At 62.8% G+C, this 24,912-nt stretch carries 24 protein-coding genes and 2 pseudogenes; 11 read left to right on the top strand and 15 right to left on the bottom strand.

Annotated elements, in window-relative coordinates:
- Positions 1–10: 10 nt before the first annotated feature.
- The 3 genes and pseudogenes from PCA31118_RS01985 to PCA31118_RS01980 form a co-directional block, all read right to left on the bottom strand.
- Positions 11–916: an ABC transporter permease gene (locus PCA31118_RS01985; RefSeq protein WP_150622473.1), complete on the bottom strand. Its 906-nt coding sequence runs from the start codon at positions 914–916 to the stop codon at positions 11–13.
- Positions 909–1,184 (bottom strand): annotated as a pseudogene (locus tag PCA31118_RS27575) (TOBE domain-containing protein); the annotation flags it as partial. The gene PCA31118_RS01985 and the pseudogene PCA31118_RS27575, both read right to left, overlap by 8 nt.
- 92 nt (positions 1,185–1,276) lie before the next feature.
- Positions 1,277–2,003, bottom strand: a pseudogene (locus PCA31118_RS01980) (ABC transporter ATP-binding protein); the annotation flags it as partial.
- Positions 2,004–2,312: 309 nt separating this feature from the next.
- On the opposite strand from PCA31118_RS01980, the gene PCA31118_RS01975 reads away from it, so the two are divergent.
- Together PCA31118_RS01975 and PCA31118_RS01970 are read left to right on the top strand one after the other, a co-directional pair.
- On the top strand, positions 2,313–3,191 hold the full coding sequence (locus PCA31118_RS01975; protein WP_150622469.1) for an IclR family transcriptional regulator: 879 nt from the start codon (positions 2,313–2,315) through the stop codon (positions 3,189–3,191).
- A 204-nt stretch (positions 3,192–3,395) separates the two neighbouring features.
- A complete protein-coding gene (locus tag PCA31118_RS01970) occupies positions 3,396–3,872 on the top strand; it encodes an OsmC family protein (protein ID WP_150622467.1) in 477 nt (158 codons plus the stop codon).
- 29 nt (positions 3,873–3,901) lie between these two features.
- Here the strand turns inward: PCA31118_RS01970 and PCA31118_RS01965 are convergent, their stop codons facing one another.
- Complete coding sequence (locus tag PCA31118_RS01965) at positions 3,902–4,798, bottom strand: DUF72 domain-containing protein (protein ID WP_150622465.1); 897 nt, start codon at positions 4,796–4,798, stop codon at positions 3,902–3,904.
- A gap of 400 nt (positions 4,799–5,198) precedes the next feature.
- On the opposite strand from PCA31118_RS01965, the gene PCA31118_RS01960 reads away from it, so the two are divergent.
- From PCA31118_RS01960 to PCA31118_RS01940, 5 genes are all read left to right on the top strand, one after another.
- A complete protein-coding gene (locus PCA31118_RS01960) occupies positions 5,199–5,798 on the top strand; it encodes a flavin reductase family protein (protein WP_150622463.1) in 600 nt (199 codons plus the stop codon).
- Complete coding sequence (locus PCA31118_RS01955; protein ID WP_246190012.1) at positions 5,795–7,234, top strand: GGDEF domain-containing protein; 1,440 nt, start codon at positions 5,795–5,797, stop codon at positions 7,232–7,234. The genes PCA31118_RS01960 and PCA31118_RS01955 overlap by 4 nt, the downstream gene beginning before the upstream one ends.
- 32 nt (positions 7,235–7,266) lie before the next feature.
- Positions 7,267–7,845 carry a TMEM175 family protein gene (locus PCA31118_RS01950; RefSeq protein WP_150622461.1) on the top strand — a complete coding sequence of 193 codons (579 nt, stop codon included), beginning with the start codon at positions 7,267–7,269 and terminating at the stop codon, positions 7,843–7,845.
- A gap of 80 nt (positions 7,846–7,925) precedes the next feature.
- Entirely contained in the window at positions 7,926–8,144 is a 219-nt protein-coding gene (locus PCA31118_RS01945; protein ID WP_150622459.1) for an RNA-binding S4 domain-containing protein, read from the top strand.
- A 231-nt stretch (positions 8,145–8,375) separates the two neighbouring features.
- Positions 8,376–11,012, top strand: coding sequence for a sensor domain-containing protein (locus PCA31118_RS01940; RefSeq protein WP_150622457.1), 2,637 nt, complete (start codon positions 8,376–8,378; stop codon positions 11,010–11,012).
- A gap of 1 nt (position 11,013) precedes the next feature.
- Here PCA31118_RS01940 and PCA31118_RS01935 read toward each other — a convergent pair whose 3' ends face one another.
- Entirely contained in the window at positions 11,014–11,247 is a 234-nt protein-coding gene (locus PCA31118_RS01935; RefSeq protein ID WP_150622455.1) for a DUF3717 domain-containing protein, read from the bottom strand.
- Between the two features lie 297 nt (positions 11,248–11,544).
- On the opposite strand from PCA31118_RS01935, the gene PCA31118_RS01930 reads away from it, so the two are divergent.
- From PCA31118_RS01930 to PCA31118_RS01915, 4 genes are all read left to right on the top strand, one after another.
- A complete protein-coding gene (locus PCA31118_RS01930) occupies positions 11,545–12,072 on the top strand; it encodes a hypothetical protein (RefSeq protein ID WP_150622453.1) in 528 nt (175 codons plus the stop codon).
- 212 nt (positions 12,073–12,284) lie between these two features.
- Complete coding sequence (locus PCA31118_RS01925) at positions 12,285–12,599, top strand: hypothetical protein (RefSeq protein WP_150622451.1); 315 nt, start codon at positions 12,285–12,287, stop codon at positions 12,597–12,599.
- A gap of 390 nt (positions 12,600–12,989) precedes the next feature.
- Positions 12,990–13,313, top strand: a complete 324-nt coding sequence (locus tag PCA31118_RS01920; RefSeq protein WP_150622449.1) for a hypothetical protein — start codon at positions 12,990–12,992, stop codon at positions 13,311–13,313.
- Positions 13,314–13,579: 266 nt separating this feature from the next.
- Entirely contained in the window at positions 13,580–13,774 is a 195-nt protein-coding gene (locus PCA31118_RS01915; protein ID WP_039397716.1) for a rubredoxin, read from the top strand.
- A 102-nt stretch (positions 13,775–13,876) separates the two neighbouring features.
- On the opposite strand, the gene PCA31118_RS01910 is transcribed toward PCA31118_RS01915, so the two are convergent.
- The 10 genes from PCA31118_RS01910 to infC all read right to left on the bottom strand — a co-directional run bounded on the left by PCA31118_RS01910 (position 13,877) and on the right by infC (position 24,910).
- Positions 13,877–14,146: a hypothetical protein gene (locus tag PCA31118_RS01910; RefSeq protein ID WP_246190011.1), complete on the bottom strand. Its 270-nt coding sequence runs from the start codon at positions 14,144–14,146 to the stop codon at positions 13,877–13,879.
- 224 nt (positions 14,147–14,370) lie between these two features.
- Complete coding sequence (locus PCA31118_RS01905; RefSeq protein WP_150622448.1) at positions 14,371–15,954, bottom strand: sensor domain-containing diguanylate cyclase; 1,584 nt, start codon at positions 15,952–15,954, stop codon at positions 14,371–14,373.
- A 461-nt stretch (positions 15,955–16,415) separates the two neighbouring features.
- Positions 16,416–18,686, bottom strand: a complete 2,271-nt coding sequence (locus PCA31118_RS01900) for a bifunctional diguanylate cyclase/phosphodiesterase (protein WP_246190010.1) — start codon at positions 18,684–18,686, stop codon at positions 16,416–16,418.
- A gap of 336 nt (positions 18,687–19,022) precedes the next feature.
- Positions 19,023–19,418: a MerR family transcriptional regulator gene (locus PCA31118_RS01895; RefSeq protein ID WP_150622446.1), complete on the bottom strand. Its 396-nt coding sequence runs from the start codon at positions 19,416–19,418 to the stop codon at positions 19,023–19,025.
- An 80-nt stretch (positions 19,419–19,498) separates the two neighbouring features.
- Positions 19,499–19,891, bottom strand: a complete 393-nt coding sequence (locus tag PCA31118_RS01890) for an integration host factor subunit alpha (protein WP_044456146.1) — start codon at positions 19,889–19,891, stop codon at positions 19,499–19,501.
- A 62-nt stretch (positions 19,892–19,953) separates the two neighbouring features.
- Positions 19,954–22,392, bottom strand: a complete 2,439-nt coding sequence (gene pheT / locus PCA31118_RS01885) for a phenylalanine--tRNA ligase subunit beta (protein WP_150622444.1) — start codon at positions 22,390–22,392, stop codon at positions 19,954–19,956.
- Positions 22,393–22,477: 85 nt separating this feature from the next.
- Positions 22,478–23,491, bottom strand: a complete 1,014-nt coding sequence (pheS, locus tag PCA31118_RS01880; protein ID WP_047905070.1) for a phenylalanine--tRNA ligase subunit alpha — start codon at positions 23,489–23,491, stop codon at positions 22,478–22,480.
- A gap of 140 nt (positions 23,492–23,631) precedes the next feature.
- Positions 23,632–23,991 (bottom strand): 50S ribosomal protein L20, encoded by a 360-nt coding sequence (gene rplT / locus PCA31118_RS01875; RefSeq protein WP_010806048.1) that lies wholly within the window; start codon positions 23,989–23,991, stop codon positions 23,632–23,634.
- A gap of 25 nt (positions 23,992–24,016) precedes the next feature.
- Positions 24,017–24,214 (bottom strand): 50S ribosomal protein L35, encoded by a 198-nt coding sequence (rpmI, locus tag PCA31118_RS01870; protein ID WP_010806049.1) that lies wholly within the window; start codon positions 24,212–24,214, stop codon positions 24,017–24,019.
- 177 nt (positions 24,215–24,391) lie between these two features.
- Positions 24,392–24,910 (bottom strand): translation initiation factor IF-3, encoded by a 519-nt coding sequence (infC, locus tag PCA31118_RS01865; protein ID WP_072617484.1) that lies wholly within the window; start codon positions 24,908–24,910, stop codon positions 24,392–24,394.
- Positions 24,911–24,912: the final 2 nt, after the last annotated feature.

The following is a 24,912-nucleotide window of genomic DNA, read 5'->3' as shown; positions in this document are numbered from 1 at the left end:
TGCGGTGGCCTTAGCCCATGCTTCGCGAATAGCGGCGATCGAGCAGGCGGTAGTACGTGAGCATCACGATCAGGTTGGCCACGAGCAGCAGCACGGCGATGGTCGCGCCCAACGGCCAGTTCAGTGAGCTGAGGAACTGGTCGTACACCGCGGTGGCAGCCACCTTCAGACGACGCCCGCCCAGCAGACTCGGAATCGCAAAGGCGCTCGCCGACAGGCCGAACACCATCAGGCTGCCCGACAGAATGCCGGGCACCAGTTGCGGCAGGACAATGCGACGCAGCGTGGTTGCCGGAGACGCCATGAGCGAGAGCGCTGCGTTTTCCGTCTGCGGGTCGAGGCGCTGGAGCGATGTCCACACCGGAATCACCATGAACGGCAGCATCACGTGCGCCAGCGCCACCACGATGGCGAAGTTCGTGTACTCCATCTTGTACGGCCCCATGCCGATCAGCCCGAACGCCTGATTGATCAGGCCGCCGGAGCTCATCAGCATGCTCCAGCCGAACGCACGGACCACGATGGACACGAGCAGCGGCGAGAGAATCACCAGCAGGAACAGCGAGCGCCACGGATCGCCCATGCGCGAGAGCACGTAGGCCTCGAACGTCCCCACGACCGCGCAAATCACGGTGACGGAGAGCGAGATGCCGAAGGTGCGCAGAAAGATCGTGTGGAAGTACGAGTCGAACAGCACTTCCCGGTAGTTCTCGAACTGGAATGCCGCGATCGGGCCGCTCGCCGGATCGAATTGATAGAACGTGAGCGCGAGCGTCATGAGCAGCGGAATGAGCACCAGCGCCACGAACAGCAGCATGGCCGGCGCACTCATCACCCACATCGGCAAATAGGCGTGCCACGGCGCGCGCGCACCCGGCGCGGCGTCGGTGTGCGGAACTTGCAGCGTCTCAGCCATTGGCGCACGCTCCTGCCGCAACGAAGCGCACGGCTTCCGGATGCCAGTCGAGGCCGACCGGCGCGCCTTCGTCCAGCGGCTCACCGCCTTCGTTCTGGCAGCACACGAGCACTTCGCCCAGCGCGCTGTCCACGCGGTAGAGCCACTGGCTGCCGAGGAAGAAGCGGCTCGTCACAGTGGCAGACAGACGACCGGCCGACGGGGCGCAAAGGCGGACCTTTTCGGGGCGCAGGCACATGGTGATCGCATCGCCCACGGCCATGGCGCGGTCGCGCGGCGAGAGTTCGGTGAGCGCGGCGCGTTGGGTCAGTTGCGCGCCCAGTTCGATATGCAGATGCTCGGCATCGCGCGCGGCCACCCGGCCCGCGAGCATGTTGGCCTTGCCGATGAATTGCGAGACAAACGGGGTTTCCGGACGCTCGTAGGCGCGGTACGGCGTATCGACCTGCGTAATGCGCCCTGCTTCCATGACCACGACCCGATCGCTGATCGACAGGGCCTCGGACTGATCGTGCGTCACCATGATCGTGGTCGTGCCGATCTTGCGCTGGATCGAGCGCAGTTCGAACTGCATGTCCTCGCGCAGTTTGGCGTCGAGGTTGGACATCGGTTCATCGAGGAGCAGCACCGGCGGTGCAATCACCACGGCACGAGCGATGGCCACACGCTGACGCTGGCCACCGGAGAGTTCACGCGGGAAGCGATGGCCGAGGGCATCGAGTCGCACCAGCGCAAGCGCCTCGCGAATGCGCTCCTTGCGTTCTGCCTTATCGACGCCGCGCATTTCCAGGCCGAATCCAACGTTGTCCGCCACCGTCATGTGCGGGAACAGCGCGTAGCTCTGGAACACGATGCCCAGACCGCGCTTGTTCGGACGCATGTGGGTAATGTCGCGCCCGTCGAGCGTAATGCGCCCGGTCGTGGCTTCGACGAAACCCGCGATCATCTGCAACGTGGTGGTTTTGCCGCAGCCCGACGGGCCGAGCAGCGAGACGAACTCGCCCTTCTCCACCGAGAGATTGACGTTCGAGACGGCATTGAGCTCGCCAAACGTCTTGGAAACATCCGTCAAAGTCAGAAAAGACATGGTCACTACCTTTGGGGCACGCATGCGCCACATGAAATGCAATTGCCTCGAACAGTAGCGAGCCAAATTGCATGTCGCAAGATAACGATTCCATGAAATGAGATAAATTTTCAGATTATTTCGTTTGACGGAATATATGCCGCTCGCACGAGCCCATTTCTTTCGCGTCAGCGTCTCGGGATAATCCCTAGGTCATGCCTAAGTTATGGTGATTATTGGTTGTTTTTGCCGGTTTTTCGCTGCATTGGTAGTTTTCAAGCCACAGGGGCTTACGTTAGTATTCCGTTTGACGGAATATTCGAGACCCTGATGAACACCTCCGATTCACTCGGCACGCCCGGCGCGAAGGAAGCGTCTCCTGCGGAATCTGCGGGCGCCGGCATTTTGCAGCGCACCTTCGCCGTGATCCGCGCCCTAGGCGCCGCCAAACCCGAAGGCGAGCGTGTGACCCACATTGCCAAGGCCGTTGGGCTGAGTCAGGCGACCGTGCACCGGATTCTTCATGCGCTCATCGCCGAGCACGTCGTGGAGCAGGACGAAACGTCCAAGCTGTACCGGCTGAGTATCGATTTTTTCGCGATGGCCGCGCAGGCAGGCAACCCCAGCGGCATGCGCACGTTGTGCCGCCCGTCGTTGTTGCGCCTTTGCGCGAGCCTTGGCGACACGATCTTCCTGCTGGTGCGCAGCAGCTTCGATGCCGTGTGCCTCGACATGTGCGAAGGCCCATTCCCCATTCGCTCGTTCACCGGCGATATCGGCGGGCGCGTGGCGCTGGGCGTCGGTCAGGGTAGTCTGGCGATCCTGGCGTTTCTTCCCGAAGCCGAGCGCGAGGAGATCATTCGCTTCAATGTGCCCCGGTTGCGTGGCTACGGCGTGCTCGACGAAGTCTATCTGCGCACGGAAATCGAACGAGTGCGTCAACTGGGCTACGCTGGGAGCAACAGCGGCGTGCTCGACGGCATGGCCGGGGTCGCTGTCCCGGTGTTCGACCGCATGGGCCACGCCGTGGCGGCACTGAGCGTGGGAACGCTCGCCGCACGCCTGTCGCAGGATCGACTGCCGATGGTGGTGGAGTTGCTGCGGCGTCAGGCCGAACTGATCGGCCCTCAGACCAACCCGTTCGACGTGGCGATGCGCCGTCCCATGCACGGCCTCACCCGCGCGCTGACGACGGAACCGCTCGCCTGAGGGCGCCGATGCAGCAGCCATCGAAGGCGCCAGGCACCGGCCGCGTGTCGTCGGAAACCGACCTTCTGATGACCGAAAATGGCCAGCCAGCGCCGTGCCCACCTGCGACAATCGCGCGTGGGCCTGGCGGCAACCGTCATCGTTGCATTCCGTCTTTGCATCCCTCTTTCCCCTTCGGCTGCCGGCCCCAAGTGGAGACCTCTCATGGCATCAGGCGAACACGAGTACCGCGTCAACGTGACGTGGATTGGCAACGAGGGCAGCGGCACCTCGGGTTATCGGACATACGGCCGAAACCATGACATTCGCGTCGACGGCAAACCCACGATTCCCGGCTCCGCCGACCCGGCCTTCCGAGGCGACGCTTCGCGCTGGAATCCGGAAGACCTGCTCGTCGCGTCGGCAAGCGCCTGTCACAAGCTGTGGTATTTGCATCTATGCGCCGAAGCGGGCGTCGTCGTCGAGCAGTACCGGGACGACGCGGTCGGTACGATGATCGACACCGCCACCGAGGGGCGCTTTACCCGAATCGTGCTACGCCCTCACGTCACGATCCGTGCGGGCGGCGACGTTGCGCTGGCCGAGCATCTGCATCACACGGCGCACGAGAAGTGCTACATCGCCAACTCGGTCAACTTTCCGATCGAGTGCGAACCGGTCATCGAGACGATCGACGTCTGACGGGGAACGCGGCGGCACAGTGACGCCCGTCACCGGTCGAGCAGTTGCATCAGGGTCATCGCGTTGCGCTGGCCCTGATCCTCGTAATTGTTGTTGAACACCACATACACGCGCGCCACCACCTTCGCGATCACGCGAATCGGATCGACCAGCGCCGCGAGCTCCGCCTCGCGATAGTCGTAGTTGAAGCGATCGGATGCGGCAGTGCTGTCGCGCACATTCCAGGTTTCGTGGTTACGGCCATGCAGGCGCACAACGGCGGCAAGGGGCGACGTTGTCGTCCAGATTTGCGGAATGCTGTTCGTGAAGCCCTGCGGCTCGTCGACGGTCGTGTTCACCCAGCCCATGTCGCGCAACCACGCCAGTGTGTCGTCGCGACGCGCTCCCTCAAACCACGCCCGGTGCCGAAACTCGGCGGCAATGCCATAGCCCGACATCCGTCGTGCACAGGCCTCGACATGAGCGCGGCTCGCACGGTCGCCATTGAGCCATGGCGGAAACTGGAAGTGCACCAGCCCGAGCTTGCCGGCTTCGCGCAGCGGCTCGATCGCTTCGAGATAGCGCCGCCAGATCTCATCGATGAGCGGCGCGGGCATGTCCTTGTAATAAACATTCGCGCGCGGCCCTGGCGGCAATTCCGATTGCAGATCCTTGGGCAAGGCGACGCGCGGCGTCTGGTGTCCGGTCAGCAGGCGAAATGCCTTGATGTTGAAGACGAACGCATCGGGCGTGCGCGCCGCCCACAGCCGCGCATTGGACCCCGAGGGCATCGCGTAATAACTGCTGTCGACTTCCACCATCGGGAACTGGCTCGCATAAAAGCGCAACCGTGCCTCGGCGGACGTGTGCCCCGGCGGATAGAAGCGCTTGCAGGCGATCAACGACTTGTCCGTCCATGACGCCGTGCCGACGTATACGTTATCCATCCCATCCTCCCGGGCCAGACGCGCTGTGTTGACGCGATTGACGCGATCGACGCGATTGACGCGATTGACGCGACGTCTCCGGGATCAGTATAGGGCGCACGGACGAAGTGCTCGCCTGGGTGACCCTCATGGGTAGCGCTCATGGGTAGCGCTCATGGGGGGCCCGCATGGGGTCTTGCATCGAGTCTGCCAGGGGCGGCCCGAATGTGACCGTAATGGGACCGTACGGGGACCGGACTGGGACGAACGCATGAAATACTGGCCCCACATCTGATCCGGCACGCGCTCCCCGCACCGTGCCGTTTGCGGCCCGCAGCTGACCCTGCGGGCCGCCTTTTTCGGCACGCCACCCACCGCGCTATCATGGCTCGACCGATCCCCACGATGCCCCGCGATTGCCATGACCGAACGCCTGCCTGTCGAATTAGCCAAAGCCTACCGCCTGCTCAACCACGGCCCGACCGTGCTCGTGGGCAGCGCCCACGCCGGACGTCGCAACGTCATGGCCGCCGCCTGGTCGATGCCGGTGGACTTTTCGCCGCCCAAGGTCGCCGTCGTCATCGACCGCAACACCCTCACGCGCGAACTGGTGGACGCCTCGGGCGAGTTCTCGCTGAATGTGCCTTCACGCGCCATCGCGCGTGAAACGCTGTTCGTCGGCTCGGTGTCGGGGCGCGAGACCGACAAGTTCGCCGACGGTAGCGGTGTGAGTGCCTTCGCCGGCTCGCACGTCGCCGCGCCGCTGATCGACGGCTGCCTCGCCTGGCTCGAATGCCGCGTGATTCCGGAACCCCACAATCAGGATCGCTACGACCTGTTCCTTGGCGAAGTGGTCGCGGCCTGGGCCGATTCGCGCGCCTTTCGCGACGGACACTGGCAGCCGGCTCCCGACGCCGGACACGAATGGCGCAGCCTGCACTACATTGCCGGCGGCAACTTCTTCGAGACGGGCGAAGCCTTCGAAGTCAAATCCGACACTGCATCCGACGTCAATTCATGACCCACGCATTGCCTGCGCCTCGCGCCACCGACAACGTCGACGACGCCGCCCGCACCGCCAAAATGGCGCTCGCCCGATGGCTTACCGGCGGGCCGTCCGGGGTTGCGTCGCCGAATTTGCCAAGCGGCGTCGGGCGGGGCAGAATTGACAGCGTTACCGCCGTTTTCGATGGCGAGTCGACGTGGTTGCGTGAGCGCTCGGCGTCAGCAGCGTCGGCGGCGTCGCCTTTGCAGCGCTTAGTGCATCAAGCGTCTTTCGAACATTCCGTGCAGTCGCCGACCTTGCACCCGGAGTCCTCGCCACCGGCACTGCTGTCGTCCACCCCCTGGGCCTTGCCCGACCGTCACGACATGACTGCATCCGATGCCGGCTCTCCCCGCTTCAACGACGCCCGTGCGGGCGAGCGACGTACGCCGAGCTCGCCGCTGGCGCGTACCCCCGATGCGAGTTTCAACGAGGCCGAACGTCTCGCCGCCCTTCGTCGCTACGAAATTCTGGACACTCCCCCAGAACCGGCATTCGAGCGGATCGTGCGGCTCGCGTCTCATGTGCTGGGCGCCCCCATCTCACTGATTTCCCTCATCGACGAATCGCGTCAGTGGTTCAAGTCCAGGCGCGGCATCGAGGCGACGCAGACCCCGCGTTCGATGGCCTTCTGCGCACACGCGATTCTCGGCGACGACGTGCTCGTCGTGCCGGATGCCCGCGCCGACCGTCGCTTTGCCGACAACCCGCTGGTGACCGGCGATCCGAATATCCGCTTCTATGCGGGCGCGCCATTACGCACGCCCGAAGGCCATCGGCTGGGCACATTGTGTGTCATCGATCGCCGTCCCCGCGAGCTCGACAATGAAAAGCGAGATCTGCTTGCGGACCTGTCGGCGCTCGTGGTGGACGAACTCGAATTGCGCCGGGTGAACCGTGTGCTTGGCGATATGGCAATGCGCGATGGCCTGACCGGCTTGCTCAATCGCCGCGCCTTCCTGATGCAGGCCGAGCGCCTGTTCGCAGCCGCACGGGCGCAGCAGCGCCGGCTGTCGGTCCTGATGCTCGACATCGACCATTTCAAAGTCATCAACGATACGTGGGGCCATGCCATCGGCGACCGCGTCATCGTCGAACTGACATTGGTCTTGCGGGCCGCGCTGCGCAAGAGTACTGTGATCGGCCGTCTGGGCGGGGAGGAGTTCGCCGTGCTGCTGCCCGAAGCCGACGCGCAGCGCGCCGTGCAAGCCGCCGAACGCATGCTCGTTGCCATCGGGGGCGCCAGTGTGCCCGGCCCGAACGGTGTCGGCGCGCCGGTGCGCTTTACCGCCAGCGTGGGGGTGGGCAGCCTGAGTCCGGACGATGCCGATTTCGGCGCCCTGCTGCAACGCGCCGATCGGGCGCTCTACGCAGCCAAGCAGGCCGGCCGCAACCGCGTGGCCGTGCTGTGACATCCATCCGGTACTGACAAAGACACAAAGCCATGGGCAAAAGCCGACTCGAAGCGTTCAGCGATGGCGTGATCGCCATCATCATCACGATCATGGTGCTGGAGATGAAAGCGCCTCACGGCAGCGAACTGGCCGACCTGATACCGGTCGCGCCGACCTTTCTCACCTACATCCTGAGTTACGTCTATGTCGGCCTTTACTGGAACAACCACCACCACCTTTTTCAGGTCGTGCAGCGCGTATCCGGCGGCGTACTCTGGGCCAATCTGCATCTGCTGTTCTGGCTGTCGCTGATTCCGTTCGTCACCCACTGGCTCGGGGACAACCACTTCACCGCCTGGCCGACGGCACTGTACGGCGTGGTGCTCTGCATGGCCGCCATTGCCTACTACATTCTTTCGCGCGCCCTGCTGGCCGTTCACGACGGGGGCAACAAGAAGCTCGCGGCCGCACTCGGGCGCGATTACAAGGGAAAGCTATCCGTGGTCGTTTATGCCGTGGCCATCGGGCTGGCCTTCGTGCTCCCGGCGGCGTCGCTCGCCCTGTATGCGCTCATGGCTGCCGTGTGGCTGATCCCGGATCGTCGTCTCGAACACGTGATCGACGGCTGAGACCGGGCGGCTCACCGATTCGGCGGCGCACATCACGGCAGTCGACGCGCATCGGCTTTTTACGTAGTATCCGCTCCACTATGCAAAACGTAACTTTTGAACTGACGGGCGAATTCGTCGCCCTGAACGACCTGCTCAAGCTCACCGGCGTTGTCGATTCCGGCGGTGCGGGCAAGGTGCTGGTGGCCAACGGCGAAGTCACAGTCGACGGCCAGTTGGAGACGCGCAAAACCTGCAAGATCCGCGCAGGCCAGACCGTCGCCGTGGGTGGCGTTCGCATTCGCGTCAAAGCGGCTTGATTCAAAAAACAAAGGCAGCGAAGGCCACCGCCCCTCCTCACTCAATACCGTCAGGCGACCGCTTTTCCCGAGACCGTCCGACCGCCCGGAAGTGCGCTATCGTTGCGACGCGCTCCCGATTTCTCCCATGTGGGCCTGCCTGCGCAGGTCGCTATACTTGAAAGCGATTTTGGCGTGTCAGCCCCAGTCACACCCGACAATGTTCGCAGGACGTCCGAGGAGGCCCTCCCGATGGTCGTGCCCGGTTCACCGTCCGCCACAGGCGCCGCATCGGCTCCCGGGCGCGACGCGCTGCTCGACGCTCTCGATCGCTCACTGGGCATGCTCACGCTCACGCCGGACGGTACCGTTGTCGACGTCAACGACAAGTTCCTGGGGGTTTTCGGTTACACGCGCGACGAACTGATCGGCCAGCGCCATGGCATGTTGTGCGACCCGCTCGACGCCACCTGCGGCGACGCACTCGCCCAGGTCGTGAGCACCGGACGCGCGCACACCGGCCAGGTCCGGCGTCTTCGTCACGACGGCAGCGTCGTGTGGCTCGAAGCCACCTACAATCCGGTGTTCGATGACACAGACAAACTCACGTTCGTGATCAAGTTTGCCGTGGACGTGACCGATCGCGTGGCGCGTCAGGCAGCCGACGACGCGCGCATGCATCTGCTCTCGCTCGGTGTCGACGAAACGGACAACGCGGTGCTCATCACCGACGCACAAGGCAGCGTGCGTTATGTGAACGCAGGCTTCACGCGCATGCTCGGCTACGCGGCGAACGACGTCGTCGGCAAATCGGCGCTCGCACCGTTTGACGACACCTCGCTGGACGAATTCGCCGACGGCAACTCGGCCGTCGACGTCAAACAGGCCCTCTCGGGATGCCTCGTCGCCGCACGCGACGGCCGCAGTTGTCACTGCGAAGTGCTCGTTCGCACAGCACAGCATCAGCCGCTATGGGTCTCCGTGGTGACGAACCCGATTCTCGATGCGCAGGGCAAACTGGTGAACGCCGTGGTGCTGTTTACCGACATCACGCAATCGAAGATTCAGGAAGTGCTGCAACACAAGGCCCTGGCGGCCATGGTGCGCGACGCACCGCTGGTCGAAGTGCTCACGCTCGTGTGTCGCGAACTGGAGCAAATCGCCCCCGAGGTCATGGCGTCCGTTGTCCGCGTGGACGCCGAGGGCAAGTTGCGTCCGCAGGCCGGGCCGAGCTTGCCTGCGGAGTATCACCAGAGTGTGGATGGCGTGGCCATCGGCCCCAGCGTCGGCACCTGCGGCACGGCGGCATTTCTGGCGCGACCGGTGATCGTCACCGACATGGCGAACGATTCGCGCTGGGCCGATTTCCGCGACATGGCCGCGAAGTTCGGGCTGGCCGCGTCGTGGGCAATGCCGATCATCGCGAACGACGGACGCGTACTCGGCGTGCTCGCTTTCTACTACCGAACGGTGCGCGGCCCCAATGCCTTGCACGAGCGTCTCGTGGACGTGTGCGTGCATCTGTGCAAACTCGCCTTCGAGCGCGACGAATCGCGCACGCGCATCCGCCAGCTCGCGTTCTCGGACAGTCTCACCGGCCTGCCCAATCGCAGCATGCTCGGCGTGCTCGCGGCGCAGGCCATCGCCAGCGCGACGGAGTTGGGTACGCGTATGGCCGTCATCTTCATCGATCTCGATCGCTTCAAGCAGGTCAACGATTCGCTCGGCCATCAGGCGGGCGATGTGCTGTTGCGCACGATCGCCCAGCGTTTGCGCCGAGCGCTGCGGGGCGCGGATATCGTGGCGCGACTGTCCGGGGACGAGTTCGTGGCCGTGCTCACCGAGTGCGACCCCGAGCGCCTCGACATCGCCATCGAGCGCATGCGCAGCGCCCTCACCGCGCCATGTCAGATCAATGGCGTGACGCTCGTGCCGTCCGGCAGTTTCGGCATCAGCCTTTATCCGAACCACGGCAGAGAGTTCGACGTCTTGCTGCAACACGCCGACATGGCGATGTACCAGGCGAAGATGACCAGCCCGGGCAGTGTGCGCTTCTACAACGAAGACATGAACATCCACGCGCAGGAGCGGCTGGAACTGGAGACCGCGCTGCGCGACGCCCTGCGTCTTGGCAAGCTCCAGCTGTTCTATCAGCCGCAGATCAACCTGCTCGACGACTCGGTGTACGGCGCGGAAGCACTCACGCGCTGGCGGCATCCGCAATACGGCGACGTACCGCCGTCGCGCTTCATTGCGCTCGCGGAAGAATGTGGCCTCATCGGCGAGTTGGGCACGTGGACGCTGCGCGAGTCGTGCCGCCAGTTGGCGGACTGGCGGCGGCGTGGCGTGGGTATTGGCAACGTATCCGTCAATCTCTCGCCGACCAACTTCCACGACCACGACCTGCCGCACACCATTGCCGAAGCGCTGGCCGACCACGAATTGCCGCCGTCATGCCTGGCGATCGAGATCACGGAGAGCGTGCTGATGGACCACAACCCGAGCACACTGCGCATCATCGAGGAAGTCCACCATATGGGCGTGCGCCTGTCGATGGACGATTTCGGCACCGGCTATTCGAGTCTGGGCTATCTGCGGCGTCTGCCGGTCTCGGAGCTGAAGCTCGACCGAAGTTTCGTGCATGACATCACGCGCGATGAAACAGTGCGTGCGCTGACCAATGCCATCATCAGCATCGGTCGCAATCTGCATCTGACCGTGGTGGCGGAAGGCGTGGAAGACGAAGCGCAGCGCGACCTCCTGGTGGCGCAGGGCTATCGTGTGGCCCAAGGGTATCTGTTCTCCCCTGCGCTCTCGGCGGGCGATCTGGAGCAGTGGCTCGAACAGTGGTCGGCACGACGCCACACGCCTCACCCTGTTCAGACCTGAATCACGGCGCCAGCCCCAATTCCATCTGATGCAGGGCCGTTTCGATGGCCTGACTCTGTTCGCCGTCGAGCGCTTCGGCAGCAACGCTCGTCTCCCGACGGTAGATCATCTCGCCATAGACGTTCGCCAACGCACGCGCAGCCGGGCACAGCGACAGGTTGCTGTCGGCGGCCTGGTGGCTGGTCCAGTAGTTGATCGCCTGTTCGATGTCGGCGATGGAGTAATTGGCTTTCATGGGATATCTTGTCTCGCCGTGGAGTGAAGTACTGTAATTATATACAGTATTCCGAGGTCTGGGCATCGCCCGGTGAAGGCCTGGCAAGGCAGGGGGATTCGACGACGTATAGGGCCATTCTCGGGCGCACGTTTCGGAACTGCAACACTTGACGCGGCACACGTGGCGCCGCACGCCTTCAAGCCGCCCACGATTCCCGCAAAATCATCCACTTAGCGATTCCGGCACGATACTGGCTTCAGGCAGACGGACATGCGGCGCACGCCGCCCATCCCGTTTGCCCCGACGGAGTCCATCATGCCGCCGAGACACGTCATCGCGCACCTCATTGCTCGCGTCATAGCGCATGCGTTGGCGCACGCCCTGTCGCGTCGCACGCGTCAGGCCGCGTCGCCTGTTCGATATGTCGACGACCCCGGCTGGCCGGGCAGGCTCGCATTTGCGCTTGCCCTCGTCATGCTGGGCGTCGCGCCCCGAACGCACGCGCAACTGACATCTCCCGGCCCGACGTCGGTCGATTCGTTCCACCAGCCGTGCGTGGCGGTGAGCGGCATCCCGCGTGCGGCGCCCGGCGACACGCCCCGGCGAATGCAATTTCACGGACAACACGGACAGCACCGAGCGGAAGGATCGAGCGTCGTCGTCGGCAAGGCCGTTCGTAAGCGCTACATCGAACTGGACGACCGATGCGCGTCCGCGCCTGCTTTTGCGCCCACGCGCGACGTCGATTCGACCTCCGTGTGGTACGTCGACACGCCCGCCGGACACGGGTATGCGCTATCGCAGCACGCAGGCAAGCGGACCTTGCCTGGCGTCACCTCGTGAGCGACCCGCCACCACGTTTGCTATGCTGCGGCTTTCGCGTAGCAGACCGGACCGCACCGGCCACCGCTTCGTCAGCGCTTCCCAGGCACATCGTGGTTGCGTCGTTGCTGTGTCGTTGCTGTGTCGTTGCTGTGTCGTTGCTGTGTCGTTGCAGCCTCGTCGCGCTGTTGCCGTCTGGTCCCGCTATGCACCTCGTCTTTTCAAGAATCGTCATGTCCGCCAACACCCCTGAGCCTCAGCACTCCGCCAACCGCAACGCCAAATCGGGCGCTGTCGATGTCACGCCGCCGCCGCCGGGCGCAATCCCGCTCGCGTGGATTGGCCTGCTGGCGGCCGCCGCCTGGGTGCTCAAAAGCCCCAATCCTACGTGGGGTGTCGGCGTACTGTGCCTTTGTGCGGGACTGATTTCCTCGTTCGGGGCACGACGCCGCGGTCGTGCGCCCTGGCCGGCATTCTTCACGGGACTGCTGCCCGTGGGCGTCGCCCTGTTCTTTGCGCTGCTCATGCTGCGTCCGTTGCTTCGGTGACGTTGCTTCCGGAGAGGCACGGCGTCGACGTCGCAATGGACGTGCGTCGTCCCTCAAGAGTTACCCACAGCTTCTGTGGATAACCCACTGGATAACCCGGCAGTACCCCCTCAAAATGCCCGCCAATACAGGTTGTCAAGAGGATTGCCCGTTTCGGCATCAGGATCGGAAAAATTTATTGCGCTTGACGTTTCGCCCCCGCTTCTGTGCGAAATCGTCACGGCGTTGACATGACGTCCCGGCACCGTCGCATGACGGCGAGAACGCGGGTCAGGCGACGATGCGGCGCGCCGGGACGTGGCCGTTATCGCGTGCACCGGAGGGTTCGCAGCGTCGGGGAATCGGCCTATGATGGAGACATGCGATACCTCGCGAAGGAGAACGTCTCGTATGACCCAGTCCGACAAGCCGTCTGTCAGTCCCTCGCCCACCGACGCAAATCGCGCCAGCAGCGCGCCGGTGACGGAAGCGGAACGCGTCCATCTGGACGAACTGCTCGCGCGCCACTCCGTGACGGAGACCGTCGACCGGGCCTCCGTCATCGATCTGATCAACCGATTGCGCGAGCCTGACGTGAAGACGTCCGAAGACCGTGACCGCGTTGTCAAGGAAAGCCGGTTGTGGAAGGAGGTCTCGCATCGCGACACCGCCATGTCCCTGCTCAATTCGCTGGCCCAGATGGCGCCGATCTTCCTGAACCAGATCCACTGGTAACACCCGTCGCGCCGGTCACCGCCGGCGCGCTCTCCTCTGCCTGCTTCCGTTTGCGTCTGCGTGCCGCCGATTGTCATCGATCGTCGCCACGTGCCCTAGCCATCGCGCAGCAAGGTGTCTCGCCATGGACCGGCCTTGTCGGCTAGCGACGCCGATCCGTTGATCTGGGTTAACTTTGTGCGTGGCCGTCAGCCCGCAAACAGGACGGTGTGGTCTGTGTGCCTTACAATGCGGGTCGCCCAAGATTTCCCTGTTGACCCGACATCATGACCACCACGCTGGACACCCCGACTGAATTCAAGAGCTGGATCTGCCTGATTTGCGGCTGGATTTACAACGAAGCCGAAGGCGCACCGGACGACGGCCTGGCCCCCGGCACGCGCTGGGCCGACGTGCCAGCCGACTGGCGGTGCCCGGAGTGCGACGTTTCCAAGGAAGATTTCGCGCTGTCGGAATTCTGAAGACGCCGGGTCGGCCTCACGGGCTGCGCCTGAAGCGACCGACACACCTGCTACGACGTCATGTCCGCCCCACCGCCGGTGCGGCTCAACGGGCATGACGCGTCAGTGATGCCCGCCCCACCCATGGCCACGACCGCGCCACCCGCGACCGTAGCCGCCGCCATAGTAGCCCCCGTAGTAACCGCTCGACACGCCAAACGTCACCACCGGTGCAGGTGCCACGGCATAGCCCGGCGCGTAGTAGCCCGGCGCGTAATCGTATCCGTTGTCATATGTGCCGCCGTAGGCGGGCGCCCCGTAGGGCACCGCGACACAGCCGGCCATCGCCATGGCGACGGCAGCGCCGCCCGCCAGCATGAGAATGCGTTTCACGATGAAGTCTCCCGCACGAATCTTTTGCATCCACCGAATCGGTGAGGCACGAACCGTCGCGCTGGGCTGCATCGCGTTGGGTTGCGTCGCGCTACGTTACGTCTCGCCTCACTTGCTTGATTCGTTAGACATGCGGGTTCCCGCGAAATGCGGTGAAAGGCTGCGCTGATTGGTTACCAAACGTGACATTGGTAACGCGGTGAAATGCGGCGCCGGACGCTCCCTCAGAACACCCAGCAACGATCGCGTCCAGCCCGCTTGGCGCGGTACAACGCCATGTCGGCACGCTCGACCATGTTCATCGGCGAATCCGTGTCCTGCCATTCGGTAATGCCGAAGCTGGCCGAGAATCGCAGCGGCGGTTCACTGCCTTCGAGCGACTCGCGCTTGCAGCGCTCACGAATCCGATCGGCCACCCGCAAGGCATCTCGCTCACTGGCACCCGGCAGCAGGATCGCAAACTCCTCGCCGCCGATACGGCCGATCAGGTCGTCGCCGCGCAGTGTCGACGAACACACGAGCACGAACCGGCACAGCACCTGATCGCCGATCGCGTGCCCGTACGTGTCGTTGATCGATTTGAAGTGATCGAGGTCGGCCACGATGAGGCTCATCGGCTCGTTCCTGCGCTGCGCGGCTTCCAGCAACCGCTCGAAGCGGTGGAAAAAGTAGCGACGTGTGAGACTGCCCGTCAGTTCGTCGTAACTCGCCTCGAACGCGAGTTGATTGTTCGCCGCGCGCAGTTCCTCGTTCGACTGCCGGGTCTCGCGATGCTGCGTGCGCTCACGCCAGTACGTCCAGCCGGCCAGTGTCACGATGATGACCCCGCCCAGATAGAGCAAAAAGCACAGCGCCAGATCCTTCGCGTGCTGACGGGTGAGCGCGTCCCAGGCGTCGACGCTTTCCACGGCGTAGACAATGAGATCGTTGCTTGAACTCGGTCGCGACGTGATGATGAACGGCTTGCGCAGCTCATTGAATTCCGACATCCGGTCGAGCAGTTCCTGGGGAACCCAGGCATTGGCGCGGCCCGGGGCACGCTGGAACTGCGAAATCGGCATCCGTGCGAAATCGTGCCGCTGATACAGCGCGAACCGCTCGGTATCGGAGAGCGACCCGACCTTGCCGTCGAGCATGAATCGATTTTCGAAGCGGGGGTCGTTGGCCATGACGACGACACCGTTGCCGTCCGTGATGAACGACTCGCCGCTGCCGACCCAATGGCGCAGGCGCGTGAGTCCGATCTTCGTCATCACCACGCCGATCAGTACGCCTTCGCGGTACATGGGGGCACTGAAGTAGAGGCCGGGGGCCTGGCGCTCCCAACCTGCGGCATAGCTCTCGAAGCGCTCGCCCAGTAGCGCATGCGTGACATAGGGCATGTTGGCCACCGACTGGCCGACAGGCGACGGCGCATCGCGATAATTGCTAGCCGCCACGCAAACGCCGTTGGCGTCGATCACCCATACGCGATCGACACCAAAGTAGCCTTGCGCACCGCGCAGGAATTCGTTGGCTCGCTGAGTCACTTCCGGCCCGGCGGGTCGAGCGCCGGCGCCTGACAGGACATCACGCAGCAGATCCACTTCAGCCAGCGTCGAGGGAATCGCCCGAACCATCGACAGATCCGTATTGATGGTGTGAACCATGCCGTCGGCAACGCGATCGGCGACCGTCTGCCCCGCGTCGACACTTTGCGCAAGCTTGTCACCCACCAGCGACGTGGCCGTGCGGTCGGCGGCAACCCAGCAGGCGACCAGCACGCCGACCGAGACACAGGCGGCATAAAGCCAATGCCTTATCCTCATCCGAAAATCAAACGCTCGTTCTAATATTTTTCACTTGTTACGTTGGCAAAGTCCTCGCCTCTTTCGAATCGCGTTTCTGTCACTTCCCCGGACAGAACTTCTGGTCGCGACCGGCATTTGTGATGCCAGCGAATGCCCGCCAATTCTGGTCTGCGCGTCAAACACTTTCCCTCGTTTCCGATCCCCGGCTTGTCGCGCCCCGTGCCTACGGATCCTGACTGCCGCACCATTGTCCACCCCGACAATTGCAGGCTGTTGACAGCCATCGTCCACTCTCCGATCTCCTGCCGGTCCGGACATTAGGCCATCTGTTCATGCGATTGGAATACTTCGCGAGAACGAAGTGATTCTATAGTACTCCGACGATGCCGCCGCACGAAAAACATCAAATAATCGATAAATTATGAATGTCCATTTAACGTATTAACTAGCTTCATTTGATGTTTATTATTTGCATCTTTTTATCGGCAAATACCAAAGCGGGCAATTAGCGAATCCAGCTGTTCAATTTCCACCGGACGGGAAAATAGATAGCCTTGCGCACTGAGCGGTACGAAATGCCGCAACCAATCCAGTTGTCGATCGTTTTCCACACCTTCGACAATCAGATCGATACCGAGCGAGCGGGCGATGTTCACGATGTTCGAAATCATGAGACATGAGCGCGACGAATCGGGAATCGATTCGACAAACGAACGATCCACCTTCAGGGTGTCGACGGGAAACCGTGTCAGATAGGACAACGACGAATATCCAGTGCCGAAATCATCCAGCGCAATGCGCAAACCGGCCCGCTTGAACTGCTCGATCTTCATCTCGACGAGCGCCGGATTCTTGACCATCACCGATTCGGTAATTTCCAGTTCGAGACGGTGAGGCTCGATGGCGTACTCCTTGACGAGGCGCTCGACCAGCTCGCCAATGTCGCCGCGCCAGAACTGCACCGACGATACGTTGACCGCCAGTCGGAGCGAACCCAGCGGCGTATCGCGCCAGGCCACCAGTTGACGGCATGCCTGCGTCAGTGCGAATTCGCCGATCGCCACGATCTGCCCGGTCGTCTCTGCCAACGGAATGAATTCCCCGGCACTAAGCACCCCACGCTCCGGGTGACGCCAGCGAATCAGTGCCTCCATGCCGCATACACAATCGCTGCCGAGCGAGATAATCGGCTGGTAAGCGAGAAAGAACTCGCCGTTGGCCAGCGCCTGCTCCATCTGCCGCTCCCAGACGACAAGCTGATGCGCCTGATGCGTCATCTGTTGCGTGTAGACGCGCACCACGCTCTTGCCCGCCTCCTTCGCCGAGTACATCGCCAGATCCGCCTTCTTGATGAGGTCGGCTTCCGTCTCCTCCGGCTTGGTCCAGAACGTCACGCCAATACTGGCGTGCAGGGCGAACGACGTACCGTCGGCGACCATCGGCGCCTTGAGTGCCGAGAGTAGCGTCTCGCCCAACGGCTCAGCTTGCTCCGGCGCGCCGTCACCTTCGAGCAGAACCATGAATTCGTCGCCGGCAAAGCGAGCGAGCATCGCCCCGGCGGGCATGCGCGGAATGAAGCGCTCCGAGACCTGACGGATGATTTCGTCGCCCTGCGTGTGGCCAAGCGTGTCGTTCACGCTCTTGAAGTTGTCCAGATCGATGTGCAGGAGCGCGACTTTTCCCAACTGGTCCGGACTCGACAGGGCCCGCCGCAGGGACTCCATGAGTGCGTAACGATTCGGCAAGCCGGTAAGTGCGTCGAACGAAATCAGTCGGGTGAGTTGCTGATCTCGCCCGATCAGCCGTTGCATAAGATACGCAATGAGGCCGAAGAACACGACCAGCGCCACCGAAATGAACGTGGCCATCGTCAGGTAGACGCGCTCTACGTGGCGGTACTCCGCCAGTTCCTCGTCCAGCGATAATCCGACCTGCACGGCGAGCGGATAGTCCTTCAGATGGCGATACGCGACGACGCGCTCGACGCCATCGATCGGATCGCGCTGCACGCCGGAGCTGCGCTGGTCGGCACTAAATGGCGGCAGTTCACCCGTGCCGGTGATGGCAACGCTCGCCCCTGTGCTGCGCGCGAGCAGTGCTCCGTCGTCCGCAATCACGGCGATCTGGCCGTACTGGCCGAGCACGGCATTCGTATAGAAATCGGAAGTGAAGTAACTCGGCTCCTGAGACACCACGACCACACCCGCGAAGGTCCCGTCGGAGTGGTTCAGACGTCGGCTGAACTGAAGCACCCACTTGCGCGAGACCCGGCCGAAGACCGGATGGCTGATGAAAAGCCCGTCGCTCTCGTCGTCGAGATGCACGCGGAAGTGTTCACGATCCGCAATGTTGACGCCCGCGGTGCCCGGCATCGTGGCAGCGACGATATTGCCGTTGGCATCCGCCACACTGACCAGCACCATGAAACGTTCGGCCACGATGCCCTGGGCTAGCGTCTGCTTCAGATCGAAATCGCTGCGGCGGCGTTCGTATTCATACTTCACGAAACGGGTGATCTGATCGACCTGACGAATCGCACGCAGCGTCTGTTGCTCCAGCGCGGTGGACACCGTGGAGGCCGACGCCGCCGTGTCGCGAAGAATGGCCTTGTGCTCGATGGAGACGCGCCATAGCACGGCCGTCCAGAGGAGGACCAGAATCAGGAGACCGAAAATCAGGATTGCGACGATGGAGCGATAGGAGGTCGCCCAACGTCCGCGCCGCGCTCCCGTCATGCTCGGTTCCGCCATAGGTCGAGATCCTTTCAGCCCTCGCGCCCGCGCGCGATAAGGTCGGTATTGGCCCGTTTATCAGGAGGATCCAGGGGACGTCGCTGACCGACGTCATGATTTCCGGCAAGTGTAAGACAATCCCCGCGGCCCCGGAAGTCGTTCCGCCTTGCCTCAACCGACGGATGTATGAACTTCATCGGGCCAGACGAACGCTAGCCCGCCTCGCAGCGTGCTCTATCTCGGATTACGGAAGTTTCGGCCCCCGCCGCATTAGGAGAATCCCGAAGTCGGCGGATCGTGAGAGGCCATTGGGAAAGCAGCGCAAGGTGCCCACGGGGCCGCGCTCAGGAAGGCTCAGGACTTGAGCAAGTCGATGACGGACTCGATACGGCGGCGCAGGTCGCCCACGTCGAGTGCCGTGTCGTCGGACACGACGCCAGCCGCCTCGCCCCGTTGGGCCGCACCGCCGGCGGCCCCGCGAGTGCCGCGCGGCGTGTCGGCTTCCAGACGATTGCGGGCACCGTTGATGGTGAAGCCCTGCTCATAGAGCAGTTCCCGGATACGCCGGATCAACAGGACTTCATGGTGTTGGTAGTACCGCCGGTTGCCACGTCGCTTGACCGGACGCAGTTGCGTGAACTCTTGCTCCCAATAGCGCAGCACATGCGGCTTGACACCACATAGCTCGCTCACCTCACCGATGGTGAAGTAACGCTTGGCGGGAATCGGCGGCAAGGCAACGTGATCCATCGCGGCGTTAGCGGAATGGGACGACGGTTAAATTGCGGACGAAAAACCAACGGCCGCCACAAAATGCGGCGGCCGGGGAATTACTTGCTCAGTACGCCAGACTCGACCATCGACTTGAGTTTCTGGCTGGCGTGGAAGGTAACGACGCGACGCGCAGCGATCGGAATGGCCTCGCCCGTCTTCGGGTTACGGCCCGGGCGTTGCGGCTTGTCACGCAACTGGAAGTTACCGAAGCCGGACAGCTTGACGCTGTCACCAGATTCAAGCGCGTCGCGAATCGATTCGAAAAACGCCTCGACCATGTCCTTCGCTTCGCGCTTGTTCAGACCGACGTGCTCGAACAGCAACTCGGCCAGTTCGGCCTTGGTCAGCGTTGGCGCCTCGGTCGAGACCTCGTTCACTTCGCTGCGACCCAGCGCGATGCGCTGCGCCGCGAGCATGGCTTCAAATTCACCAGGATTCATTTCGTTCATACGTCCCACGCGATGGCGATGACAGTGCGATAACCCACTCGCACCCGGATTTTTACTGAGCTTTAGGCGCGCAAACGTGCGCCGAACCCTTCTACCCGTTGTACCAGTGCGTTAATGGCGCCCTGGACCGTCTCGTCCTGCAACGTACCCGAGGGGTCTTGCAGAGTAACACGAAACGCCACGCTTTTGTCCTGCGCGCCCAGGGAGCCCGACGCTGCGCCGGCCTTGGGCCGGAACTCGTCGAACAGGCGCACCGATTGCACTACGCTGCATGCCGGATCGTCGTGACGGGCGGCCAGCATGGCATCGAGCAATACCTGCACCGGCTGCGACTGATCGACCACCAGGGCAATGTCACGCGTCACCGGCGGGAACTTGGAGATGTCCTCATAGCTCGCCACGTCACGACCGAACAATGCCTCGGCTTCGATCTCGAACAGCACCGGCGCCTGCGGCAAGTCATACTTCTGCTGCCAGCGCGGATGCAACTCGCCGATGAAGCCGACACGTTTGCCGTCGATTTCGATCGCGGCACTGCGTCCCGGATGCAATGCCGGATGCTCGGCCTTCACGAAGCGTGCCGTACGCGGCGCAAGCAACGCTTCCAGATCGCCCTTCACGTCGAAGAAGTCGACCTGACGTGCCGCGGCGCCCCACTGCTCTTCGAGCACCGGGCCATAGGCCAGCGCTGCGACCGTCAGCGGTTGACGATAACCGCCAACGCTCAGTTCGCCCGACGCCACCGTGTTGTCACGGTGATAGGTGCGACCGATCTCGAACACGCGAACACGCGATGCCTTGCGATTCAGGTTGTAGCGTGCCGTCGCAATCAGGCTACCGATGAGCGTCGAGCGCATCACGGCAAGGTGGCTTGCGATCGGATTGAGCAACTTTATCGGATTGTCGTTGCCCGCAAAGTCGGTTTCCCATTCCACATCGACAAAGCTGAAGCCGACCGTCTCGTGATAATCGCGCGCCGCTACGGCGTGGCGCACGGCGTGTTGCGAGCGACGCCCCTCCTGCGTCGGGCGCATTTCGCTCGCCGCCACCGGCGGATTGGCCGGGATGCGGTCGAAACCGTAGATGCGTGCGACTTCTTCGATCAGGTCTTCTTCGATTTCGATGTCGAAACGATACGACGGGGGCGTGACTTCAAACACGCCGTCACTCAGCGTGAACGGCAGGCCGAGGCGCGTGAAGATCGCACTCATCTCCTGCTCGGAGACAGGCACGCCCAGAATCTTGACGGCTCGTGCCACACGCATCTTCACCGGCTGGCGGGCAGGCAACTTCGCGACCTGATCTTCCAGCGGACCCGCCTGGCCACCGCAGATTTCCAGCACCAGTTGTGTGGCGCGCTCAAGTGCGCGCACGTTACCTGCGAAGTCGACGCCGCGCTCGAAACGGTGCGATGCATCGCTCGTGAAGTTGTACTTGCGGGCGCGCCCCTGAATCGCTTGCGGGAAGAAGAACGCGCCTTCCAGGAAGATGTTCTGCGTTTCCAGTCCGGCCTTCGTCGAGTCGCCGCCCATGATGCCGGCAAGGCCGATCGGGCCGCTCGCGTCGGTGATCGCGAGCGTACTTTCGTCAAGCGTGACGGTTTGCTCGTTGAGCAGTTTGAGCGTTTCACCGGCACGGCCGAAGCGCACGTCGATTCCCCCTTGCAGGCGGTTCAGATCGTAGACGTGCAGGGGCTGGCCCAGTTCGAGCATCACATAGTTGGTGATGTCGACCAGTGCCGAAATGCTGCGCTGGCCGGCGCGCTCCAGGCGCTCCACCATCCAGCGCGGCGACGGCGCTGCGGCATTCACGTTGCGGATGATGCGGCCACCGAAGCGCCCGCAACCGTCCGGCGAGCTGATACGCACGGGCAGCGTGTCCGTGATCGTGGCCGCTTGTGCCCCCTGCCCCGGCAGATCCTTGAGCGGTGCGCCGGTGATGGCTGCGACTTCGCGAGCCACGCCGAGCAGCGACAGGCAGTCCGCCTTGTTCGGCGTGAGCTTCACGACGAATACCGTGTCGTCGAGGTCGAGATACTCGCGAATATTCATGCCGACCGGGGCGTCGTCCGGCAGGATCATCAGGCCGGCGTGGTCGTCAGAGAGCTTGAGCTCGCGTGCCGAGCACAGCATGCCGAAACTCTGCACGCCGCGCAGCTTGCCGATCTTGATCTGGAACGGCGCACCGCCCGCCTCCGCCGGCGGCAACGCCGCGCCCACGGTTGCACACGGCACCTTGATGCCGGGCGCGACGTTCGGGGCACCGCACACGATGGTGAGCGTCTCACCCGTGCCTGCGTCGACCTGGCAGACGTTCAGACGGTCGGCATCCGGGTGACGGGCGACTTCGAGGACCTTGGCCACGACCACACCGGTAAACGGTGGGGCGACCGGATCGGTTTCTTCGACTTCGAGCCCGGACATCGTCAGGGCATGCGCCAACGCGTCCGTCGACAAATCCGGGTCGACCAGGGTACGCAGCCACGATTCAGAGAATTGCATGGATCAGTTCGCTCGCAGTTAAGTCTTCACTTCCGAAGCCCGGCGGCAGCGACTTCGCGCGCCAGCCATGGGCTACCGGCATCGATTACATGAATTGGCGCAGGAAGCGCAGGTCGTTCTCGTAGAACAGGCGCAGATCCTGTACGCCGTAGCGCAACATCGTCAGACGCTCCAGGCCCGAGCCGAAAGCAAAGCCGATATAGCGCTCCGGGTCGAGCCCCATATTGCGGATCACCGTCGGATGCACCTGACCCGAACCCGAAATTTCCAGCCACTTGCCGGCGTTCTTGCCGGTTTCGAACTGCATGTCGATTTCGGCAGAGGGCTCGGTGAACGGGAAGTACGACGGACGGAAACGCACCTGAATATCGTCGCGCTCGAAGAATTTGCGCAGGAAGTCGGTGTACACGCCCTTCAGATCGGCGAAGCTGATGTCTTCGGCGATCCACAACCCTTCGACCTGATGGAACATCGGCGAGTGGGTCGCATCGGAGTCGACGCGATAGGTGCGGCCCGGTGCGATCACCTTGATCGGCGGCTTGTTCATGCGCGCATAGCGCACCTGCATCGGACTCGTGTGCGTGCGCAGCAGCAATGGCTTGCCGGCATCGTCGTTGCCTTCGACGTAGAAGGTGTCCTGCATCGAACGCGCCGGATGGTTTTCCGGGCTATTCAGTGCAGTGAAGTTGAACCAGTCGGTTTCGATCTCGGGGCCGTCGGCCACGTCGAAACCAATGGAACGGAAAATCTGTTCAACGCGCTCCCAGGTCGTGAGCACGGGGTGCAGACTGCCAGCGCCCAGGCCGCGGCCGGGCAGCGTGACGTCGATGGCCTCGGCGGACAGACGCGCATCGAGCAGCGCATCGGCCATGGCCTGACGGCGCGCCTGCAAAGCGCCTTCGATCTGTTGCTTGGCCGCATTGATCCGTGCGCCTTCGGTCTTGCGCGCTTCGGGATCGAGCTTGCCGAGGCCCTTGAGCAACTCGGTCAGCTGGCCGGTCTTGCCAAGAAAGCGGGCTTTCTCGTTTTCCAGCGCGGCGGCGTCGGGAGCGGCGGCGAACGCACGCTGCGCTTCGCTGACGATAAGTTCCAGATCCATATGCTACAGACTCAAGTTAGGCGGTCCGAAGGGCCGCAAATTCAAGCAAAAAGGCAGGCGAAAAACAAAAGGGGGCTCCGATGAGAGCCCCCTCTTGGCGAACGGCGCGCGATAAAAACGCGCTATACGCTAACTACAGCTTAGGCTGCGACGGCGGCTTTCACCTGAGCGACAATCGCGGCAAACGCCGGCTTGTCGTTGATGGCCATGTCGGACAGCACCTTGCGGTCGAGTTCGATCGAGGCCTTCTTCAGACCAGCGATGAACACGCTGTAGGTCATACCGTGCTGACGCACACCTGCATTGATACGCGCAATCCACAAAGCGCGGAACACACGCTTCTTGTTACGGCGATCGCGGTAGGCGTATTGCCCAGCGCGCATGACCGCTTGCTTGGCGATGCGGAAGACGTTATTGCGGCGGCCGCGGAAACCCTTGGCTGCTGCGATGACTTTCTTATGGCGGGCCCGTGCGGTGACCCCACGTTTGACTCGAGGCATGTTTCTCTCCTATCTAAGTCGGGGTTTAAGCGAAGGGCAGCATTGCGCGTACGGAGTTCAGATCAGACTCATGAACGCCGACGGCACCGCGCAGGTGACGCTTATTCTTGGTGGTCTTCTTCGTCAGAATGTGACGCTTGAAGGCCTGACCACGCTTGACGGTACCGCCAGGACGCACGCGAAAGCGCTTCTTGGCACCGCTCTTGGTTTTCATCTTGGGCATGAAAAACTCCAGGGTTTTTAACATGATCACAGGTGTGACGCCAAAATCGCGCCCCTTTTAGAACCCGAGACCACTTATTTTCAGGGCCGAACCGCACCCTGTATCGCTGCCGCACCCCTCACGGGCTACGGCGGCAATGCTGACTGCCCGGCGGCGCCATTCGGCACCGCCACGGCATTATTTCTTCTTCGGCGCGATGACCATGATCATCTGACGGCCTTCCATCTTCGGCATCTGTTCCGGCTGGCCGAACTCTTCGAGATCGGACTTCAGACGTTCCAGCATACGAGCACCGATTTCCTGGTGAGCCATCTCACGGCCGCGGAAACGCAGCGTGATCTTGGTCTTATCGCCGTCTTCGAGGAAACGCTTCAGATTGCGCAGCTTGACGTTGTAGTCACCGTCGTCGGTGCCAGGACGGAATTTGACTTCCTTGATCTGGACAACCTTCTGCTTCAGCTTGTTCTCGTGCGCTTTCTTCTGTTCCGAATACTTGAATTTGCCGTAGTCCATCAGACGGCAAACCGGCGGATTCGCGGTCGGTGCAATTTCCACCAGATCGACATCAGCCTCTTCGGACAGACGGAAAGCCTCTGCCAGTTTCACAATGCCGAGCGGCTCGTTGTCGACGCCATTTAGACGCACTTCGGGCGCAGTAATCTCGCCGTTGATGCGATGCGACTTATCGGTAGCGATGT

It is taken from the genome of Pandoraea captiosa (assembly GCF_902459775.1).
Taxonomy (GTDB): Bacteria; Pseudomonadota; Gammaproteobacteria; order Burkholderiales; family Burkholderiaceae; genus Pandoraea; species Pandoraea captiosa.
This window is presented reverse-complemented; position numbering and strand designations above follow the sequence as displayed.

Coding starts and splice junctions, on each gene's coding strand:
- PCA31118_RS01985 (WP_150622473.1), bottom strand. CDS start 916: ATGGCTGAGACGCTGCAAGTTCCGCACACCGACGCCGCGCCGGGTGCG.
- PCA31118_RS01975 (WP_150622469.1), top strand. CDS start 2,313: ATGAACACCTCCGATTCACTCGGCACGCCCGGCGCGAAGGAAGCGTCT.
- PCA31118_RS01970 (WP_150622467.1), top strand. CDS start 3,396: ATGGCATCAGGCGAACACGAGTACCGCGTCAACGTGACGTGGATTGGC.
- PCA31118_RS01965 (WP_150622465.1), bottom strand. CDS start 4,798: ATGGATAACGTATACGTCGGCACGGCGTCATGGACGGACAAGTCGTTG.
- PCA31118_RS01960 (WP_150622463.1), top strand. CDS start 5,199: ATGACCGAACGCCTGCCTGTCGAATTAGCCAAAGCCTACCGCCTGCTC.
- PCA31118_RS01955 (WP_246190012.1), top strand. CDS start 5,795: ATGACCCACGCATTGCCTGCGCCTCGCGCCACCGACAACGTCGACGAC.
- PCA31118_RS01950 (WP_150622461.1), top strand. CDS start 7,267: ATGGGCAAAAGCCGACTCGAAGCGTTCAGCGATGGCGTGATCGCCATC.
- PCA31118_RS01945 (WP_150622459.1), top strand. CDS start 7,926: ATGCAAAACGTAACTTTTGAACTGACGGGCGAATTCGTCGCCCTGAAC.
- PCA31118_RS01940 (WP_150622457.1), top strand. CDS start 8,376: ATGGTCGTGCCCGGTTCACCGTCCGCCACAGGCGCCGCATCGGCTCCC.
- PCA31118_RS01935 (WP_150622455.1), bottom strand. CDS start 11,247: ATGAAAGCCAATTACTCCATCGCCGACATCGAACAGGCGATCAACTAC.
- PCA31118_RS01930 (WP_150622453.1), top strand. CDS start 11,545: ATGCCGCCGAGACACGTCATCGCGCACCTCATTGCTCGCGTCATAGCG.
- PCA31118_RS01925 (WP_150622451.1), top strand. CDS start 12,285: ATGTCCGCCAACACCCCTGAGCCTCAGCACTCCGCCAACCGCAACGCC.
- PCA31118_RS01920 (WP_150622449.1), top strand. CDS start 12,990: ATGACCCAGTCCGACAAGCCGTCTGTCAGTCCCTCGCCCACCGACGCA.
- PCA31118_RS01915 (WP_039397716.1), top strand. CDS start 13,580: ATGACCACCACGCTGGACACCCCGACTGAATTCAAGAGCTGGATCTGC.
- PCA31118_RS01905 (WP_150622448.1), bottom strand. CDS start 15,954: ATGAGGATAAGGCATTGGCTTTATGCCGCCTGTGTCTCGGTCGGCGTG.
- PCA31118_RS01900 (WP_246190010.1), bottom strand. CDS start 18,686: ATGGCGGAACCGAGCATGACGGGAGCGCGGCGCGGACGTTGGGCGACC.
- PCA31118_RS01895 (WP_150622446.1), bottom strand. CDS start 19,418: ATGGATCACGTTGCCTTGCCGCCGATTCCCGCCAAGCGTTACTTCACC.
- PCA31118_RS01890 (WP_044456146.1), bottom strand. CDS start 19,891: ATGAACGAAATGAATCCTGGTGAATTTGAAGCCATGCTCGCGGCGCAG.
- pheT (WP_150622444.1), bottom strand. CDS start 22,392: ATGCAATTCTCTGAATCGTGGCTGCGTACCCTGGTCGACCCGGATTTG.
- pheS (WP_047905070.1), bottom strand. CDS start 23,491: ATGGATCTGGAACTTATCGTCAGCGAAGCGCAGCGTGCGTTCGCCGCC.
- rplT (WP_010806048.1), bottom strand. CDS start 23,991: ATGCCTCGAGTCAAACGTGGGGTCACCGCACGGGCCCGCCATAAGAAA.
- rpmI (WP_010806049.1), bottom strand. CDS start 24,214: ATGCCCAAGATGAAAACCAAGAGCGGTGCCAAGAAGCGCTTTCGCGTG.